The sequence below is a fragment of the Kitasatospora sp. NBC_00458 genome (genome assembly GCF_036013975.1).
Lineage (GTDB): Bacteria > Actinomycetota > Actinomycetes > Streptomycetales > Streptomycetaceae > Kitasatospora.
On record NZ_CP107904.1, the window covers coordinates 4825221 to 4842441 of the forward strand.

Below are 17221 nucleotides of genomic sequence, written 5' to 3' on the forward strand. Positions count from 1 at the left end.
CCTTCGACGGTGAGTGTGCCCAACTCGGCGACTTGGGTGACTTCCTCGCACTTGAAGTAGAACCCGGTCGTACAGGCGAAGCGGAGTCGGAACTCGGCGGGCGGGTTCCGGTTACGTCGTGGCTTCACGTTCCGTCGCTCCAGCTCGACCGAGGTAGGGGAGGGACATGGCGGAGGTGACGTCGTGGCGGTGGATCTCGCGCTCGATGACGAAGGCGACTTCGGGCCACGGCAGGGCCATCGGTGAGGTGAGGTTCCAGAATGCGTGGCTGGACCGAACCAGGGCGCTGACTCCGAGAGGTGCGGCGTCGGCGGGAACGGCAGAGAGGATGCGGCGCAGTACGCCGCCGGCCCCTCGTACCGCAGGGGCGATGCCGCTTCCGACGAGCAGCGTCGCGGTTCGAACGGCGTCGAGCACGTCGGCGGCCACACCGGCCGTAGCGAAGCGGCCGAAGGCCAGTTCCCGCCAGGGGCGACGGGTCCGGGCCCAGGCCAGGCGCTCAAGGCCGGAGCCCAGGTCCACCGCCATGCAGCTGGGATCCGCGGCATTCCAGAGCAGGACGATGTCACCGATGGGAAGTTCCAGGTGCCGGAAGTGCACCGTGAGACCGCAGACTTCACGGCGTTGCCAGACGGCGTTGCGGCCGTGGATGGTGAGGTGTCTGGCGTGGAGGCCGATGCCGGACAAGAGCGTGAGCCAGTGGTCGAAAATCCCGGTGAACTCGGCCGGCCGAGTGACGGGTTCGATGCGCGAGATGTTGACGAACGAGGTGAGGAATCCCTCCCCCAAGGCGCCTACGTGGTCCCGCTCGCCGGTCAGTCGGACGACCGGCTGGGGGAGGTAGCCACGGCGGAAGACGTACGGCTTGCCGTCCTTGAGGAGGGGATCGAGCGCCTGGACGGCGGAGATCGTCAACTCGGTGTCCCGGCCCCACCGCATGGGCAGCGGTCTCGCGCGGGTGACGCCCGCCGCACGAAAGCCGCTGTCCAACTGCTGCAGCAGACCGCCCCACTGGAGCGGTCGAGTCGTCGGTCGGTACGGCGTCCCCCGGTCGCGGTGACGGATCTCGAAGCGGCCGGCGGCGCCGTGCTCGATCTCCCACTTCCGTCCGAGCCCGAGGAGGTCGAGCGGGCTCGACGGTGGGTCCGCGGTCAGCACGGCCTGGTCGCCAGAGCCCGGAAGTGCCGCTCGGGGTCGAACCGGCTCAGCCCGATGGCCTGCACGGTCGGCGCGTCCAGTTCCAGACACCGCTCGATCGCAGTGGCGAGCACCAGGGCCGCGTCCTCGTCGTCGTGCTCAGGATCGGCTCTGGCAACGGCTCCGGTGCTCTCGCACAGAGCCGCCTCCGCACAGGTGCCGTCTCGCCAGCAGAGCGCGGCGACGGGCGTACCGGCACGCAGGGACTCCCCGAACACGGCGGCGCCGGCCTCCACGTAGCTCCGTGCGCAGGTGTAGACGTAGACCGAGGCGTCGGAGAACGCGGCCGTCTTGGCCGCCCCTCCGACCTCACCGACCCAGCTGACGTGATCAGCCGCGAAGAGTGCCTCGTGACGGCGCACGTAGTCGTTGTCGAAGACCGGTCCGACGATGCGTATCCGCCGGCCGAGCAACTGGGCTGCGCGCACCGCGAGGTGCGGCGCCTTCTCCTCGTCGATCCGGCCGAGCCAGACGAGGTCGCGGCCGGGCCCGGCGGGCGGTTCGGCTTCACCGAGCCCGAGGTGGACCGCGTGCTCCAGCAGCGGCGTGTGGGCGGCGTACAGCCTCGCCATCTCGGGCGAGTAGCAGTAAAGCCGGGAGCGCTTCGCGTCGAAGGCGTCGGCGGCGTGCCGGAAGACCGGCGAGTGCTGGAAGGTCGCGACGTCGCAGTCGAGATCGGCCCAGACCCGACGCCACCCGGGGAGCGACGGGTACTCGTGTCCGACCACGAGCAGGTCGTAGCCGGTGGAACGCAGGTCACGAGTCTGCCGGGTACCCGGCTGGAGGTCCTCCAGGCGGACCGGGCGCAACGCCCAGTCGTCTGCGAGGTCGGTCCTCCAGCCGGGGCCGAGGAGGTGTACGTCGGCGCCTGCGGCTCGGGCGCCTTCCGCCACTGCCCAGAGCCAGCGTTCGATCCCGCCGTAGCCGACGGGCGGGAAGGTGTAGCTGCTGGGGAAGTCGCAGATGCCGACTAACACTTATGCCTCCGTTGTTCCGTCCGCCGAGATCCGGCGGAATCCGAGGTAGGGCACCAGGGCCTCGGGCAGGACGATGGAGCCGTCCTGTTGCTGGCACTGTTCGAGAAGGGCGGCCAGGGTGCGGCCGATGGGCAGTCCGGAGCCGTTGAGGGTGGCGACGGGCTTGGTCTTGCCGTGCTCGTCCCGGGTGCGGATGCCTGCGCGGCGGGACTGGAAGGTGCCGCAGTCCGAGACGGAGGAGATCTCGCGGTAGGTCTGCTGGCTGGGCAGCCAGACCTCGATGTCGTAGGTGATCTGGGCGGAGAAGCCGAGGTCGCCGGCGGCGAGCTGGACGACCCGGTAGGCCAGTCCGAGCTCCTTGAGGCAGGCTTCGGCGTGGCTGAGCATCTTCTCCAGCTCGGCCTGGGAGTCCTCGGGGTCGCAGATGCGGACCATCTCGACCTTGGAGAACTGGTGCTGGCGCAGGATGCCGCGGGTGTCGCGGCCGTAGGAGCCGGCTTCCGAGCGGAAGCACGGGGTGTGCGCGGTGAGGGCCAGGGGGAGTTCGGCGGGCGGGATGATCTCGTCCGCGTAGAGGTTGGTGAGCGGGACCTCGGCGGTCGGGATCAGGAAGAGCTCGCGTTCCCCCATACCCGTGGCGAAGAGGTCCTCCTCGAACTTCGGCAGCTGGCCGGTGCCGGTCATGGTCTGCCGGGTGACGAGGTAGGGGACGGCGTGCTCGACGTAGCCGTGTCGCTTGGTGTGCAGGTCCAGGAAGAGCGTCGCCAGGGCACGCTCGATGGCGGCGCCGGCACCGCGCGAGACGCTGAACCGGGAGCCGGAGAGCTTGCTGGCACGGGCGAAGTCGAGGATGCCGAGGGCCTCACCGAGGTCCACGTGGTCCTTCGGCTCGAAGGAGAAGGACGGCGGCGCGCCGACGCGCCGGATCTCGACGGCGTGCTCGTCCGAGTCGCCCTCGGGGGTGCTGTCGAGGGGCAGGTTGGGAATGGTCAGCAGGAAGTCGCGCAACTCCTGCTGCACCTGCTCCTGCTCCGCCTCGGCCGACCGGATCTCTTCCTTGAGCTCGCGGGCCCGGTCCTTCAGCGTCTCGGTGTCGCCGCCCTGGCGGGCCGTCTGCTGGACCTCCTGGGCGACCCGCTTCGACTCGGCCCGCAGCTCGTCCACGCGGGTGATGAGCTGGGAGCGGCTGGACTGAAGAGACTCCAACGCAGAGAGATCCAGGGTGTAGCCGCGGCGGGCGAGGCGGCGGACCGCCTCGGAGCCCATCTCGATGAGGGCGCGGGGATCATGCATGGGAGTTCTTCTCCTCCAGCTGGACAGATGGTCCATCGAAGGTAGCAAGCGTGCGCTGGTCCTCCGGCCGCGATGACCATCCGCCTGCTAGGGCGGTCTGCTGTTCCTCCGCATCCAGGATTTCGAGCAGGGCCGTGATCAGGTCTTCGAGTTCGCCGTCCTCGATCCGGACCAGGTACAGGCAGGGCACCTCGTCGAAAAAGATCGGCATGGCCTCCCCGGGGGCGTCGCGCGAGGTCCGTCCGTGCCATCGCAGCACGGAGGCCAGCAGGCCGTGCGCGACGACCGTCCGAGGCGGGGGCAGCTGGCGTGCGCTCCGCAGGCCGGCAAGCATTCTGCGGATGGCCTCGCGCTGGGACTCGGCGGCCCCCGGCGGGTTCTCCCACGGTCCGGCGGTGACGAGCCAGCGCGCGTACTCCGTGAAGAGGCCGCCTTCGAAATGCCCGTAGTCGACTTCGTTCAGGGCGGGCTCGACCCTGACGGGCTGATCGGCATCGCCCATCAGCAGCCGGGCTGTCTCACCCGTCCGGGCGAACACCGAGGTGAGCCAGATCTTCGGCTGAACGGCAGCGAGCACGCCGCTACCGGTCCGGCAGGCGGCGCGTCCCGCCGAATCCAGTGGAAGATCGACAGTCGGGTCGCCGTTGACCCGGTGAGCCGCGCTGTAGTGGGTACTGGAATGGCGCAGGAGGTAGGTGGTCACGTCCGGCCGCCCTGCTTCGGCACCGCAGCGAGACCGAGGTCGCCGGCCAGCTCTGCGATCACCCGCTCCATCACGGAGGCGCGGTGGTCCCCCAGCGCGCGGTAGTAGAGGAGCCCGTCCACGCAGAGTGCGAGGCTCCAGTGGCGGAGCCGCCGCGGATCCAGGCCGGCGGTGGTGGCAGCGATCTCGAAGCGGTCCCGGGTGTCCGTGCCCAGGTTGTAGTAGACGGTCCAGAACGCCCAGTCGAAGACCTCGTCGCCGACCATCGGCAGGGGGTCCGCCAGGACCGGCGCCTGGCGGTCGTCGAAGAGGACGTTCTCGCGGTAGACGTCCGCGTGAAGGACCGCCGCCCGTGCCGCGTCCGGGCGCAGTCCGGTGACCAAGCGCTCGCCGAGCCTCGCCCAGTCGACCTCAAGCTGGGGGCGTTGCGCCGCCAGGCGTCGGTGCACTCGCGGGAGCAACTCGCATTCGAGGAAGTCGTGGAGGCTGGGAAGTGCTGCGGCCGTGATGTTCGCGCCCCGACCGAGACGATGCAGTTGCCGCAGAGCGGTGGCCACCGCCTCGTACTCGTGCGTCTCCGGTCCGACGGAACCGCCGGGTACGGCTGCCACCATCTCCAGGGCGGCGACGCCGAGGTCGTCCGCGCGTCTGAGCACCCTGACGGCCGGTCCGGCCGCCCAGATCCCCAGCGCGATCATCTCGTTGCGGTAGCGGCTGTGGTCGGGCCATGCCTTCAACAGGACCTCGTGCCCGCTGGTTCGCTCGCGTGCCAGCATGACCAGGGAGGCGTGGCCGGCGTCGTGGTAGCTGTCGAGGGTCAACTGCCAGCGGCGTGCGGCTTCGTCGAAGAGCTCGGGGGCGCGGGCCAGCCACCCGTGGACCTCCGGACCGTAGTGCTCCCGGAGCCGCCGCCAAGCGCTGCGCGGGGGCAGGAGCGTGGGCGATTCGGAGTGCATCAGCTGAGCCGGACGCCGCGGTGGACCAGCTCGGCGGTGAGCTCCGGGAAGCCCCCGAGGGCCAGGGCGACCTGGGCCTGTACCTTCTCGATCTCCGGGTCCTCGGCCGCGAGTCGGACCAGGACCTTCCAGGGTTGGTCGAGCCGCTGGCCGGTCGCGCTGACCAGGTGCACCTCGGCGTAGCTGCCGGTCTCGTCGTACAGGCGCTGGGCGAGGCGGGTGGCCGCGAGGTTGTAGAGCTTCCCGACGTGGTACACGGGGTTCTTGCCGCTGGCCCCTTCCAGGTTCATCGGGCGGAGCGGGGTGATCAGGCCGTTGACCCGGTTGCCGCGGCCGACGACGCCCTCGTCGCCCGACTCGATGGAGCTGCCGGTGTAGGTCAGGTAGAGCTCGTCCTTCTCGGGGACGTCACGGGCGTTGAGGAGGAAGGTGATCTCGACGCCGGGGAGGTGCTGCTCGGCGAACCGGGCGCACTCGGCCAGGACCTCCTCCTTGTTGGAGAGGTACGAGGCCCGGTCGGGCACGTGCTCGGACTTCTGCGGGACGCACAGGACGGCCTCGGCCTTGGCGCCGTCGAAGTGACCCATCAGCTTCACGTCGGAGCCGCACCAGGGGTTCGCCCGGGTGAACTCGCTCACTCCGGAGAGGTGGTTGACGAGCGCATGGGCGAACTGCTCGAAGGGGGCCATCGGAGCCCAGCCGGTGCCGAGCGAGGTGTCGTTGGCGAGCAGGGTGTGGCGCTCGCGCAGGTCGTCCACCGAACGGGGCGCGAACCAGCGCGAACGGTCGGTACCGCTCTCGTCGGTGACCACGGCGCCGGGGCTGGGATTGCTGGTGATGTTGAAGACCGGGTCGAGGTGGCCGACGAGCTCGGGCAGCCGGTCGTGGAAGAAAGCCGTGACGGCCTGCTCGACCAGCTCCCGTACCGGGATGTCCTCGCCGCCGCAGGCGTACGCGGCCCGACCGTTGACCAGTACCTTCACCGGAGCCGTCATCCGGCCGGCGCCGTAGCGGACCTCGCAGGAGCCGCCGAGCAGCGCGAGCTTGTCGAAGTTGTGGTGGAGCACGGCGCCGAAGCGGTCGAGCGTGTAGCGGCTGTAGGCGCGGGAGAGCTCCTCGGCCAGGTGGTCGGCGAGGGTGTCGGGGTGGCCGAGCCCCTTGCGTTCCAGCAGGACGAGGTCGGTGGGGATCGGACGCCCGCTCTCGATGGTGATGCTGCTGTTCTGCACGGTCGTGCTGACTCGCTGCATGGTGATCTCCTCTTCCGTCGGTCCGGCTACGGCAGGCAGGGCGTGCGCCTTCGTCGCGCGCTGATGTGCCGAACACCTGCCCGTCAGACCCGTAGCGGTGTGTAATGGGCGTTGAGCGCTCGGAGACATTCAGCCCTGCCGGTGAGCCGCCCGACCAGTGCCGGCATTCGGACAGCGACGGCTGTCCACAAGAGACGCCCTGGGGGATACGTGCCGCGACCACTCAAGCCTCTGGACCCCACCCGATCCGCGGCCCACTGGTTCGGCGCGGAACTTCAGTACTGGCGGAAGCTCAGGGGGTTGAGCCAGGAGGGGCTCGGGCAGTCCGTTCACCTGAGTGGGGACCTGATCAGCAAGATCGAGCGGGCGGAACGGCCCTGCAAGCTTCACCACGCCCAGGCGTTAGATACGGCCCTGGACACCGGCGGAGTTCTCGCGCGAAGCGTCGTGCTGGCCGAGGCCGAATTGGACAACCGCTCAGGGGTAATGGACAAACCGCGCAACGGGGCCGTCAAGCCTCCCCGAGGGGGAGTGCGCGGGGGCACGCTGGAAATGCCACCGCCAGCCTTCGAGCGGAATGAGTCCGACCCCGTGGAACGACGCGACTTCCTTGCCGTGACCAGTGCAGCTCTCGCCGCCGGCCCCCTGGCCCAGCTCCTGACCTCCACCCCGGCCACCGCGGTACCCGCAGTGGTTCGGCCCGCCGATGTCGAGCAGATCCGCACCGCGGCGACCACACTGCGCAGCTGGGACAACCTCTACGGCGGCGCCGGCGTCGTCCGTGACACGGCGCTCGCCCAACTGCGCTGGGCTGCCGGTCTCCTGAACAGTCGCTGCCCCACTTCGCTGCGGGCCGAACTGTTCGGAGCCGTCAGCCGGCTGGCGACCGTCGTCGGCGCATCGGCCTTCGATGCCTTCGCCCACGAGGACGCCCACCGGCTCTTCGCCTTCGCCACGTCGTGCGCCGAGGAAGTGGACAACTGGCCGCTACGCGCCATCTCCTACAACCTCCGCTCCCGCCAGGCCATCTGGCGTGGAGATCCGGACGCCGGTCTCACCTTCGCCGAGCTCGGCCTGGCCCGCGCCGACCGACTCTCCCCTGCCGAACAGTCCATGCTCCACAACGCTCGCGCACGGGCCCTGGCGAAGATGGGTCGTGCCCAGCAGACCCTGGCCGCGATCGGTGCGTCCGACGATTCGTTCACCTCGATCACCCCGGCCGCCGAGGGACCGTGGATGGCGTACTACGACGGCGCCCAGCACGACGGCGACACCGGCCACGCCCTGTTCGACCTCGCCCTCGCAGGCCACCCGCCACAGGAAGCCCTCCGACGACTCCAGGCAGCGGTCGACGGCCACGGCGACGGATTCGCCAGATCCCGCGCGTTCTCCCGAACCAAGCTCGCCACGCTCCAGATGGCTGCGGGTGATCCTGAGCAGGCGTTGGCCGAGGGCCGCAGCGCCCTCGCGGAGGTCGGCGACCTCCGTTCGCTGCGTGCCGACCACGAGCTGGCTGAACTCGGTCGGGTCGCCCATCGCCACCGCAACCTCGTCGACATCCGGGACCTGCGGGAACAGATCGCCGCGACGGTGGCAGCGTGAGCAACATCGAGGACTCCCACTCCCTACTGCTCAAGGCGTGCGCGACGGTCGGCCTGTCCGCAGCGGGAGCCGAGCCGATCCGGATCGGGGAGAACGCGCTGTGGAGACTGCCGCTGGGGATCGTGGCTCGCATCAGCCGCCTTGGGCAGTCGGCTGCCGCTGGGCGCGAACTGGCGGTCGCACGCTGGCTTCGCGACTGCGGGGTTCCTACGGTTCGCCCGCTTGAGCACCTGCGGGAGCCACTGGATGTCGACGACAACCCCGTGACCTTCTGGCACGAACTGCCCCCGCACCGGCCAGGAACCGCCGCCGACATCGCGCCGCTCCTCCGGCGTGTCCACGAACTCGCCGTTCCTGACGTTCCGCTGGGCCGGCTCGACCCGTTCGTTCGGCTGGCCGTCAGGATCGACGGGGCGGCCACCCTCGGCGACACGCAGCGGCAGTGGCTGCGCGACCGCTTGGCGGGTCTCCAAGCAGCGTGGCGGAGCCTCCCGCCCGGCCTGCCTGCGAGCGTCATTCACGGTGATGCGTGGGGCGGCAATGTGGCGGTCACACCGACCACCACCTACCTGCTCGACTTCGAACGAACCTCCCTCGGGCCTCCCGAGTGGGATCTCACCGCTACCGCCGTCGGCTTCGGTACCTTCGGCACCGTTTCGGACAGGGAGTACACCGCCTTCTGCGAGGCGTACGGTGCCGACGTGATGACCTGGGCCGGCTACCCGGTACTGCGGAGTATCCGTGAGCTCCGGGTCACCTGCTTCGCCCTCCAGCACGCGGCGGCCGATCCGGCTCGACACCGGGCGGAAGCCCACTACCGTCTCTCCTGTTTGCAGGGGCAGAACGGTCCACGCCCGTGGGGCTGGACAGCTGTCAGCTGAGATGTCGGTGAGAGGGACGGGCCCGACCGAGATGACTGCACCCGTGATCCGCAGCGATGTCCCCGGAGCCTTCGCTTGGGGTGTCTTCCACGAACGCCACCCCGTGCTCGTCCAGCAGGTCCTCGACGCGCTGCCGTACGGACCGGGCTAGCGAGCCGCAGTGGGGTGCCTCGCCGAGAGCACCGGCGGTGCTGCAGCCGCTCAGCATCAGCGCCCACGACCACCGGCGGTGGCTGGAGCGGGGTGAGGGCGTATTCGGACGGTCGTGGGCGAGGCACCGGTTCCTGTCGGCCGAGAGCTACGTCTACCGCAGCTTGCCGGGGGTGAATACGGCACTCTGAGCGGGAGTGCGTGTTCGCGGCCCCATCCGCGGGCTGCAGTCGTGACCCGTTTGCCCTGGTCGCCGCCGCAGGGGAGGGAGGAGCGCTGCTCTCTTACGGGGCGCCCTGCCTGCTCCGTGGTTGGTGGGACCCCGGGCTGGAGGTGTGTACCTCCCGGGAAGTCGACAGCGGGCCCCGGCGGGGCTCGGGTGTGATGTGCATCACTTGATCCCGATCGCCGTGCTGGGGCCCTGGCCGAGTGGTCCGGGTTCGCCATGATTCGGAGCCGTTGGCGTCAACGGACACGAAAACGCCCCCGAAGCGAGCTGCTTCGAGGGCATCGTGCCTGGTCAGGCTATGTGGCCAGGGCCGGGGTCGAACCGGCGACCTTCCGCTTTTCAGGCGGACGCTCGTACCAACTGAGCTACCTGGCCGTACTGCACCGTCTCTTGCGAGACGAGCGATCCCGACGGGACTTGAACCCGCGACCTCCACCTTGACAGGGTGGCGAGCTAACCAACTGCTCCACGGGACCTTAGGTGGTGTCGCTCCACCAGGTCTTGCGTTACTGCACTGTACTACGGCCGTACTGCGGTACTGCGTGCCCCCAACGGGATTCGAACCCGTGCTACCGCCTTGAAAGGGCGGCGTCCTGGGCCACTAGACGATGAGGGCTTGCGGCCTGTCCCGCTGTTTCCAGCGTTCGGGGACGTCGAGAAGCATATGGGATGCCGGGCGGATCGCCAAAACGGGTTTCGGCCAGGTGGGGGGCGGGGTGCCGGCGGGGCCCCGGGAGGGGGTGGCGGCGGGGGCCGCCGGAGGGCGGGGGTCAGGCCCAGCCGAGCTCGTCGAGCTCGTGGTCGTCGAAGCCGAAGTGGTGGGCGACCTCGTGGATCACCGTGGTGCGGACCTCCTCGACGACCTGTTCGCGGGAGTCGCAGAGGCGGAGGGTCGGGCCGCGGTAGACGAGGATCCGGTCCGGCAGGACGCCGGCGTACCACTCGCCGCGTTCGGTGAGGGGGGTGCCCTCGTAGAGGCCGAGGAGTTCCGGGTCGGCGGGGTCGGGTTCGTCCTCGACGAAGACCGCGACGTTGTCCATCATGGCCGCGAGCTGCGGCGGGATCTGGTCGAGGGCGTCGCTGACCAGTACCTCGAACTCTTCCCGGGTCATCTCCACCGGATCATTGTCGGGTCTGGGGTGACGGTGTGCCAGGCGGCCCGGGGCGGTGTTTCATGGGGCTCATGGTGACCTCGGAGGGTGTGGTGCCGGGCGGCCCGGTGGAGGAGCCGCCGCGGGCCGCGTCCGGGCGGCGGGCGCCGGTGCTGCGGGGGCAGGGGCCGGTGGTGGCCGTGGTGGCGGTCGGCGGGGCGTTGGGGGCGTCGGCGCGGTACGGGGCCGGGCTGCTGTGGCCGGACGGTCCGGCGGCCTTCCCGTGGACGACGCTGCTGGTGAACGTGGTCGGGTGCGCGCTGATCGGGGTGCTGCTGGTGCTGGTCACCGAGGGGCGGCCGGTGCATCCGCTGGTGCGGCCGTTCCTCGGGACCGGGGTCCTGGGCGGGTTCACGACCTTCTCGACGTACGCGGTGGACATCCGCCGGCTGGTGGGGGAGGGGCGGCCGGGCGCCGCCGCGGCCTACCTCGGGGTGACGCTGCTGGCGGCCCTGGCGGCGGTCTGGGCGGCGGCCGGGGTGACGCGCCGTCTGGTCCGGCGCGGCGCGGGGAGGGCCGTGTGACGGGGCGCGAGCGGGGGGCCGGGCGGGAGCGGGGTGCGGGACCGCCGCGGCTGGGCGGGGCGGCGCTGCGGCTGACGGTCCTGGTCGGCGAGAACGACCGGCACCGGCACCGCCCGCTGTACAGCGAGGTGGTGCACCGGGCGCGGGCGGCCGGGCTGGCCGGGGCGAGCGTGTTCCGGGGGATCGAGGGGTTCGGGGCGTCGTCCCTGGTGCACACGGCGCGGTTGCTGTCGCTGAGCGAGGACCTGCCGGTGGCGGTGGTGATCGTGGACACCGAGGAGCGGGTGCGGGCCTTCCTGCCGCTGCTGGACGGGCTGGTGGCGGAGGGACTGGTGGTGCTGGACCGGTGCGAGGTGGTCCGGTACGCGGGGCGCGGCGGGGCCGGTGCGGGTGCTGGCGCGGCCGGGCCGTCCGACGGCGGCGGCGGGGAGGCGGGGGCGTGAACTGGCTGCTGGTGGTCGTCGGCGCGGCGGTCGGCGCGCCGCTGCGGTACCTGACCGACCGGGCGGTGCAGTCCCGGCACGACTCGGTGTTCCCGTGGGGGACGTTCACCGTGAACGTGGCCGGCTGCCTGGTGCTCGGGCTGCTGACCGGGGCGGCGGCGGCCGGCGCCGCGTCCTCGCACGTCCGGCTGCTGCTCGGGACGGGGTTCTGCGGGGCGCTGACCACCTACTCGACCTTCTCGTACGAGACGCTGCGGCTGGTGGAGGGCGGGGCCGGGCGGTACGCGCTGGCCAATGCGGCCGGCAGCGTGGTGGCGGGCCTGGCGGCGGTCTACGCGGGGGCGGGCCTGGCGACGGCGCTCTGGGGCTGATCCGGGGCGGGCGGGCCGCCGTCGGGGCGTACGCGGGTCCGGCGGGGGAACCCCCGTTCGGCTCCGGGGGCGGCTGCGGCGCTCGTTCGGGTGCTCCCGGTGGTCCGGTCCGTGTCCGTGCGCCGGGGGCGCGCGTTGGGCACCAGAAATGGTGGCCGCGCGCGGTGGGTGGGCGGTCGGGCCGGGGCGGGGTCAGGAGAGGGAGCGCGGTGGCGGCGATGCGTGCGGTCCGTGCGGTGCGTGCGGAGCGGGAGTCGGGCACCCGGGAGCGGGGCTCCCGGGAGGGGTGGCCGGCGGAGCCGGCGGCGGGCGGACGACCGGCGGTGGAGCGCCCGGTGACGGAACGCCCGGTGACGGAACGCCCCGTGATGCCGCGGACGCTCGCGCCGCGGGGGGCCGAGCCGCGGACGGCGGCGGTCCGGACCGGGGTGGTGCGGGCGGCGGCGGTGCTGGCGGTGGCCGGGCTGGGGCTGACCGGCTGCATGTCGGTGGGGCCCGGTGCGGACGAGAAGCACGGCGCGGTGCCGGTGGGCCAGGCCGGAACGGCGGCGAAGCCGGGCGGCGGCTCCTCGGCCTCCCCGGCCGGCGGCGCGCACCAGGGTGGCGCGTCCGGGCGGCCGGAGCGTACGGGGAGCGTGCAGGGGCAGAACGCGCCGGGTGGCGGGCAGCTCGGCCCGGCCGCCGGTGAGCCGCCGGCCATGACGGGCGACCTGACCGGCGTGAACGGCGCACCCGTCGGCGCGGAGCCGGTGCCGGTGGGCGGGCCGGGGGAGGCCGCGCCCGGCGCGAGCGGCGCCGCCGGGGGGCCGAGCGCCAGCCCCGCGCCCCACCCGGGCGCCGGCACGACCACCGGCGGGACGGCCGGCGGCGCGGGCGGCACCGCCGGGGCGGGCCACACCACGGGCGGCACCGGGGCCACCGCCGGAACGGGGCCCGGCACCGGGGACGGCCGTTCCGGCGGCTCGACGGCGTCCGCGCCGGCGGCGAGCCCGAGCGGGCGCCCGCCCGCCTCGCCCGAGCCCGCGCACACCACGCCCGCGCCGAGCGCCACCCCGGCGCCGGAGCCCTCGCCCGCCGCGACGGCCTCCCCGGCGCCCAGCGCGGGAACGGGAGGGCAGTAGCGCGGCCGGCCGGGCTTCGGTTTCCGAGTCCGGCCAGCGCATTTGCCTCTGATCCCCAGGTTCGTCTATGGTGGTAGATCGTTCGTTTGATCCATTTGACTGGCGCCCTAACTCACCTGGCGCCCTTGGCGCGTTCCGGCGATCCGTGGCTGACCGCATAGAGGCGGTTGTGAAACAGAACCCCGGACTTTGGCGCGTGCCACTTCCGGAAGGTTTTAGATGTCTCTCGTTGACGACGCCCGCTTCGCCATGCCTGCGAGCGAGACCGCCGCCGATGCCGCAACCACCGAGCCGACCACCGATTCCCTCGACGCCGCCCAGCCGGCCGTCGAGGCCGACGCCGAGCTGATCGCCGCCGTCGACGAGGTCGACACCACCGACGCCGACGCGACCGACGAGGCCGCGGCCGACGACGCCGCCGAGGCCGAGGAGCCCGCCGAGCCCACCCTCACCTTCGGTGACCTGGGCCTGCCGGACGACATCGTCCGCGCCCTCGCCAAGCGGGGCGTGACCACCCCGTTCCCGATCCAGGCCGCGACCATCCCGGACGCGCTGGCCGGCAAGGACGTGCTGGGCCGCGGCCGCACCGGCTCCGGCAAGACCCTCAGCTTCGGCCTGCCGCTGCTGACCCGCCTCGCCGCCGGCGAGCGGACCCGCGCCAAGCACCCGCGCGGCCTGATCCTCGTCCCGACCCGTGAGCTGGCGATGCAGGTCGCCGACGCCCTGGAGCCCTTCGGCTCGGTGCTCGGCCTGCGGCTCAAGGTGGTCTGCGGCGGTACCTCGATGTCCAACCAGATCTACGCGCTGGAGCGCGGCGTCGACGTCCTCGTCGCCACCCCCGGCCGTCTGCGCGACCTGATCAACCGCGGCTCCGCCAAGCTCGACGACGTCCAGGTCGCCGTCCTCGACGAGGCCGACCAGATGGCCGACATGGGCTTCCTGCCCGAGGTCACCGAGATCCTCGACCAGGTGCCGGCCGGCGGCCAGCGCCTGCTGTTCTCCGCCACCCTGGAGAACGAGATCGACACCCTGGTCAAGCGCTACCTGAACAGCCCGGTCACCCACGAGGTCGACCCGTCGGCCGGCGCGGTGACCACCATGACCCACCACATCCTCGTGGTGAAGCCCAAGGACAAGGCGCCGATCACCAACGCGATCGCCGCCCGCAAGGGCCGGACGATCATCTTCGTCCGCACCCAGATGGGCGCCGACCGCGTCGCCGAGCAGCTCGTCGAGGCCGGCGTGAAGGCCGACGCGCTGCACGGCGGCATGACCCAGGGCGCCCGTACCCGGGTCCTCGGCGACTTCAAGGACGGCTACGTCAACGTCGTCGTCGCCACCGACGTCGCCGCCCGCGGCATCCACGTCGACGGCATCGACCTGGTGCTCAACGTCGACCCGGCCGGCGACCACAAGGACTACCTGCACCGCTCGGGCCGCACCGCCCGCGCCGGCCGCTCCGGCATCGTCGTCACCCTGGTGCTGCCGCACCAGCGCCGCGGTGTCTTCCGCCTGATGGAGGACGCCGGCGTCGACGCCAGCCGCCACATCCTGGACCACGCCTTCGACCCGGAGGTGGCCCGGATCACCGGCGCCCGTTCGCTGGTCGAGGTCCAGGCGGAGAGCGCCTCCAACATCGCCGGTGCCGCCGAGCGCGAGGTCGCCGACATGGCCCGCCAGCTGGAGCGGGCCCAGCGCCGCGCCTCCGAGCTGCGCGACGAGGCCGACCGGCTGTCCGCGCGGGCCGCTCGCGAGCGGGCCGACCTGGGCATCGTGGACGAGGCCCCGGCCGCCGAGGCCGAGGGCGAGGCCGTGACCGGCGAGACCGTCGCGGTCGAGTCGGCCGCGCCCGCCGCGGTCGCCGAGGAGCGCGCGCCGTCGTACCGCGAGGCGCGCAACGAGCGCCCGGCGTTCCGCGAGGACCGTCCGGCGTTCAACCGCGACCGTGACGACCGTGGTGGCCGTTCCGGTGGCTTCAACCGTGACCGTGACGACCGTGGCGGCTTCAACCGCGACCGTGGGGACCGTCCGGCGTTCAACCGCGACCGCGATGACCGTGGTGGCCGTTCCGGTGGCTTCAACCGTGACCGTGACGACCGTGGCGGCTTCAACCGCGACCGTGGGGACCGTCCGGCGTTCAACCGCGACCGCGATGACCGTGGTGGCCGTTCCGGTGGCTTCAACCGTGACCGTGACGACCGTGGCGGCTTCAACCGCGACCGTGGGGACCGTCCGGCGTTCAACCGCGACCGCGATGACCGTGGTGGCCGTTCCGGTGGCTTCAACCGTGACCGTGACGACCGCGGCGGCTTCAACCGCGACCGCGACGACCGCGGCGGCCGTTCCTTCGGCGACCGTCCGGCCCGTTCCTTCGGCGACCGTCCGGCCTTCGGCCGTGACCGCGACGAGCGCGGCGGCGCCGGCGCGAGCAGCAGCCGTCCGTTCTCCCGCCGCGACGACCACCGCTCCGGTGGCCGCCCGCAGGCCGGTGGCGGCTTCAACCGCGACCGTGACGACCGCGGCGGCCGCTCCGGCGGCTTCAACTCGGGCGGTTTCAACCGCGACGACCGCAAGCCGCGCTGGAAGAACTGACGTCGTAGCGCCGCGGCCTCCGGGTGAGGCCGCGGGGCGTGGCGACTGAGCGTCGACGAAGGGCCCGCTCCACTCCGGTGGGGCGGGCCCTTCGGCGTTCCCGGGCGCAGGCGGGCCGGGCGGTCCGGGCGTGTCGGTCAGTCCGGTCGGGCGGATCGGGCCGGTCGGGCGGGGGTTCCCGCCGGTCGCGGGGAACGGCCGGGACGGCCCCGGGCCCGTTGTTCTGGGGGTGAGAATAACCAGTGGCGCCGGGTGGCCGGCGTCCCCTACGGTCGCCGACATGAGCAGCAGAATGCGCAACGTGGCGACGGAGAACGAGGGGATCGCCGAGCGGGGGAGCTACCGGGCGCCCGGGGGCGGGCTCGTCGACCTGGCCGGGCCGTTGGCGGCGGCCCGCGCCGGGACGGTGTCGTACGCCCCGGCGGAGCTGGACGCGCTGGTGTCGGCCGGAGGGCCGGGCCCCGGGCCGCTGGCGGGCGCGGTCGAGGTCACGGCCGAGGGCAGCATCCCGGCGGCCCGGCGGCTGGTCGAGGCGGGGGCCGGTCCGGTCGGGGTGCTCAACTTCGCCTCCGCGCGGAACCCGGGCGGCGGCTACCTGCGGGGCTCCCGCGCCCAGGAGGAGGACCTCTGCCGCAGCGCCCTGCTGTACACCTGCCTGGTGGAGGCACCGGACTACTACGAGGCGCACCGGGCCTCCCGCGACCTCAGGTACAGCCACCGGGTGATCGTCTCGCCCGGGGTGCCGGTGATCCGGGGCGAGGGCGGCGAGCTGCTGGCCCGCCCGTACCCGGTCACCTTCCTGACCTCGCCGGCCCCGAACGCGGGCCAGCTGGCGCTGCGTGCGGAGGCCGCGGCGGCGGGCACGGGGGCGGGGGCCGACGCGGACCCGGACCCGGAGGGCGCGGAGCTGAACGGGGCCGTGGACGCGAACGGCGCGGTGGACGTCCGGGGGGTGCTCGCCGAGCGGGCCGAGCGGGTGCTCGCGGCGGCGGCGCAGCACGGGATACGCGCGCTGGTGCTGGGGGCGTGGGGCTGCGGGGTGTTCCGCAACGACCCGGCCCAGGTGGCGGAGGCCTTCGAGGGCGCACTGGCCCGGTACGGAGCCGCCTTCGACCGGGTGGTGTTCGCGGTCTGGGACCGGACGCCGGTCTCGCCGAACCGGGCCGCGTTCGAGGCCCGGTTCGGCCGCTGACCGTGCCGCCGACCGTGCCGCCGACGGGCGGCAGGTGGGCCCCGGCGGCCGCCCGACGTGCGGCTGCCGGGGCGTGCCGCCGGGGCGTCAGTCCTTGCGGGTGACGACCGCCGACGTGACGGCGGAGGCTGCGACGACCACGCCGGTGACGGCGAACACGGACGGCCAGGAGCCGATCCGCTTGGCCAGCGGGTGCGAGCCGCCGAACGCGGCCACGTACAGCCCGGTCAGGGCGGCCGCGGTGGCCGCACCGGAACGCCGGTGCCACTGCGTGGCGGCGCCCGCGCCGGCCACGGCCAGGACGGCGCCGCCCAGTTGGCGCTTGCCGGTCCAGCGGGCCACGCCGTAGCCGCCGACCAGACCGCCCGCCGCGGTCAGCGCGGCCGGCGCGGCGGACGTGAGCGCGTTCGGGATCCTCGCCATCGTCGACTCCACTCCTCAAGCAGACTCCTCGGGCCTCCGACCATAACCCGGCCGCACCGCCCGCCCGCCTTCGGCCGTTCCCCGCCTACCGCCTACCGCCTACCGCCTACCGCCTGCCGCCTGGCCCGGGGCGGCTCCGGACCGGACCGCTGCCCGCCCGCCGTCC

The 17221-nt window shown here is 72.7% G+C and carries 16 protein-coding genes, 3 tRNA genes and 1 pseudogene; 9 read left to right on the top strand and 11 right to left on the bottom strand.

Features of this window, described 5'->3' with window-relative positions; all coding sequences use genetic code 11:
- Positions 1–111: 111 nt before the first annotated feature.
- Genes OG550_RS19900 through OG550_RS19925 form a run of 6 tightly spaced genes read right to left on the bottom strand, consistent with a single transcriptional unit; the run spans position 112 to position 6376 of the window.
- Entirely contained in the window at positions 112–1158 is a 1047-nt protein-coding gene (locus tag OG550_RS19900) for a hypothetical protein (protein WP_327679416.1), read from the bottom strand.
- A complete protein-coding gene (locus OG550_RS19905) occupies positions 1152–2174 on the bottom strand; it encodes a glycosyltransferase (RefSeq protein WP_327679417.1) in 1023 nt (340 codons plus the stop codon). Before OG550_RS19905 ends, OG550_RS19900 begins: the two co-directional genes overlap by 7 nt.
- Positions 2175–3467 (bottom strand): serine--tRNA ligase, encoded by a 1293-nt coding sequence (gene serS / locus OG550_RS19910; protein WP_327679419.1) that lies wholly within the window; start codon positions 3465–3467, stop codon positions 2175–2177.
- Positions 3460–4170 (bottom strand): histidine phosphatase family protein, encoded by a 711-nt coding sequence (locus tag OG550_RS19915; protein ID WP_327679421.1) that lies wholly within the window; start codon positions 4168–4170, stop codon positions 3460–3462. Before OG550_RS19915 ends, serS begins: the two co-directional genes overlap by 8 nt.
- Positions 4167–5126 (bottom strand): aminoglycoside phosphotransferase family protein, encoded by a 960-nt coding sequence (locus tag OG550_RS19920; RefSeq protein ID WP_327679422.1) that lies wholly within the window; start codon positions 5124–5126, stop codon positions 4167–4169. Before OG550_RS19920 ends, OG550_RS19915 begins: the two co-directional genes overlap by 4 nt.
- Positions 5126–6376: a methionine adenosyltransferase gene (locus OG550_RS19925; RefSeq protein WP_327679424.1), complete on the bottom strand. Its 1251-nt coding sequence runs from the start codon at positions 6374–6376 to the stop codon at positions 5126–5128. Before OG550_RS19925 ends, OG550_RS19920 begins: the two co-directional genes overlap by 1 nt.
- 210 nt (positions 6377–6586) lie before the next feature.
- Between OG550_RS19925 and OG550_RS19930 the strand changes: the two are divergent.
- The 3 genes and pseudogenes from OG550_RS19930 to OG550_RS19940 form a co-directional block, all read left to right on the top strand.
- Positions 6587–6805, top strand: a pseudogene (locus OG550_RS19930) (helix-turn-helix domain-containing protein); the annotation flags it as partial.
- A gap of 186 nt (positions 6806–6991) precedes the next feature.
- Entirely contained in the window at positions 6992–7978 is a 987-nt protein-coding gene (locus OG550_RS19935) for a hypothetical protein (RefSeq protein WP_327684000.1), read from the top strand.
- Positions 7975–8859 carry a phosphotransferase family protein gene (locus tag OG550_RS19940; RefSeq protein ID WP_327679426.1) on the top strand — a complete coding sequence of 295 codons (885 nt, stop codon included), beginning with the start codon at positions 7975–7977 and terminating at the stop codon, positions 8857–8859. Before OG550_RS19935 ends, OG550_RS19940 begins: the two co-directional genes overlap by 4 nt.
- Before the next feature lie 680 nt (positions 8860–9539).
- Here the strand turns inward: OG550_RS19940 and OG550_RS19945 are convergent.
- The 4 genes from OG550_RS19945 to OG550_RS19960 all read right to left on the bottom strand — a co-directional run bounded on the left by OG550_RS19945 (position 9540) and on the right by OG550_RS19960 (position 10350).
- Positions 9540–9613: transfer RNA gene (locus tag OG550_RS19945), tRNA-Phe, on the bottom strand.
- Between the two features lie 27 nt (positions 9614–9640).
- Positions 9641–9714, bottom strand: a tRNA-Asp gene (locus OG550_RS19950).
- A gap of 67 nt (positions 9715–9781) precedes the next feature.
- Positions 9782–9854 (bottom strand) — tRNA-Glu (locus OG550_RS19955).
- Between the two features lie 154 nt (positions 9855–10008).
- Positions 10009–10350 (bottom strand): metallopeptidase family protein, encoded by a 342-nt coding sequence (locus OG550_RS19960; RefSeq protein ID WP_327679427.1) that lies wholly within the window; start codon positions 10348–10350, stop codon positions 10009–10011.
- A 71-nt stretch (positions 10351–10421) separates the two neighbouring features.
- Between OG550_RS19960 and crcB (OG550_RS19965) the strand changes: the two genes are divergently transcribed.
- The 6 genes from crcB (OG550_RS19965) to OG550_RS19990 all read left to right on the top strand — a co-directional run bounded on the left by crcB (OG550_RS19965) (position 10422) and on the right by OG550_RS19990 (position 16632).
- Entirely contained in the window at positions 10422–10913 is a 492-nt protein-coding gene (crcB, locus tag OG550_RS19965) for a fluoride efflux transporter CrcB (RefSeq protein ID WP_327679429.1), read from the top strand.
- The gene (locus OG550_RS19970; RefSeq protein WP_442906032.1) at positions 10910–11356 is read left to right on the top strand and encodes a DUF190 domain-containing protein; all 447 of its coding nucleotides are present in this window, start codon (positions 10910–10912) and stop codon (positions 11354–11356) included. The genes crcB (OG550_RS19965) and OG550_RS19970 overlap by 4 nt, the downstream gene beginning before the upstream one ends.
- A complete protein-coding gene (gene crcB / locus OG550_RS19975) occupies positions 11353–11727 on the top strand; it encodes a fluoride efflux transporter CrcB (RefSeq protein ID WP_327679431.1) in 375 nt (124 codons plus the stop codon). The genes OG550_RS19970 and crcB (OG550_RS19975) overlap by 4 nt, the downstream gene beginning before the upstream one ends.
- 350 nt (positions 11728–12077) lie before the next feature.
- Positions 12078–12848 carry a hypothetical protein gene (locus OG550_RS19980; protein ID WP_327679433.1) on the top strand — a complete coding sequence of 257 codons (771 nt, stop codon included), beginning with the start codon at positions 12078–12080 and terminating at the stop codon, positions 12846–12848.
- A gap of 219 nt (positions 12849–13067) precedes the next feature.
- Entirely contained in the window at positions 13068–15440 is a 2373-nt protein-coding gene (locus OG550_RS19985) for a DEAD/DEAH box helicase (RefSeq protein WP_327679435.1), read from the top strand.
- A 280-nt stretch (positions 15441–15720) separates the two neighbouring features.
- Positions 15721–16632: a TIGR02452 family protein gene (locus OG550_RS19990; RefSeq protein WP_327679437.1), complete on the top strand. Its 912-nt coding sequence runs from the start codon at positions 15721–15723 to the stop codon at positions 16630–16632.
- Between the two features lie 87 nt (positions 16633–16719).
- Here OG550_RS19990 and OG550_RS19995 read toward each other — a convergent pair whose 3' ends face one another.
- The gene (locus tag OG550_RS19995; protein ID WP_327679439.1) at positions 16720–17055 is read right to left on the bottom strand and encodes a hypothetical protein; all 336 of its coding nucleotides are present in this window, start codon (positions 17053–17055) and stop codon (positions 16720–16722) included.
- Positions 17056–17221: the final 166 nt, after the last annotated feature.

Excerpts from the sequence above, each read along its gene's own strand:
- OG550_RS19995 (WP_327679439.1), bottom strand. The coding sequence starts at position 17,055 with ATGGCGAGGATCCCGAACGCGCTCACGTCCGCCGCGCCGGCCGCGCTG.
- OG550_RS19985 (WP_327679435.1), top strand. The coding sequence starts at position 13,068 with ATGTCTCTCGTTGACGACGCCCGCTTCGCCATGCCTGCGAGCGAGACC.
- OG550_RS19920 (WP_327679422.1), bottom strand. The coding sequence starts at position 5,126 with ATGCACTCCGAATCGCCCACGCTCCTGCCCCCGCGCAGCGCTTGGCGG.
- OG550_RS19960 (WP_327679427.1), bottom strand. The coding sequence starts at position 10,350 with ATGACCCGGGAAGAGTTCGAGGTACTGGTCAGCGACGCCCTCGACCAG.
- OG550_RS19990 (WP_327679437.1), top strand. The coding sequence starts at position 15,721 with ATGAGCAGCAGAATGCGCAACGTGGCGACGGAGAACGAGGGGATCGCC.
- serS (WP_327679419.1), bottom strand. The coding sequence starts at position 3,467 with ATGCATGATCCCCGCGCCCTCATCGAGATGGGCTCCGAGGCGGTCCGC.
- crcB (WP_327679429.1), top strand. The coding sequence starts at position 10,422 with ATGGTGACCTCGGAGGGTGTGGTGCCGGGCGGCCCGGTGGAGGAGCCG.
- OG550_RS19925 (WP_327679424.1), bottom strand. The coding sequence starts at position 6,376 with ATGCAGCGAGTCAGCACGACCGTGCAGAACAGCAGCATCACCATCGAG.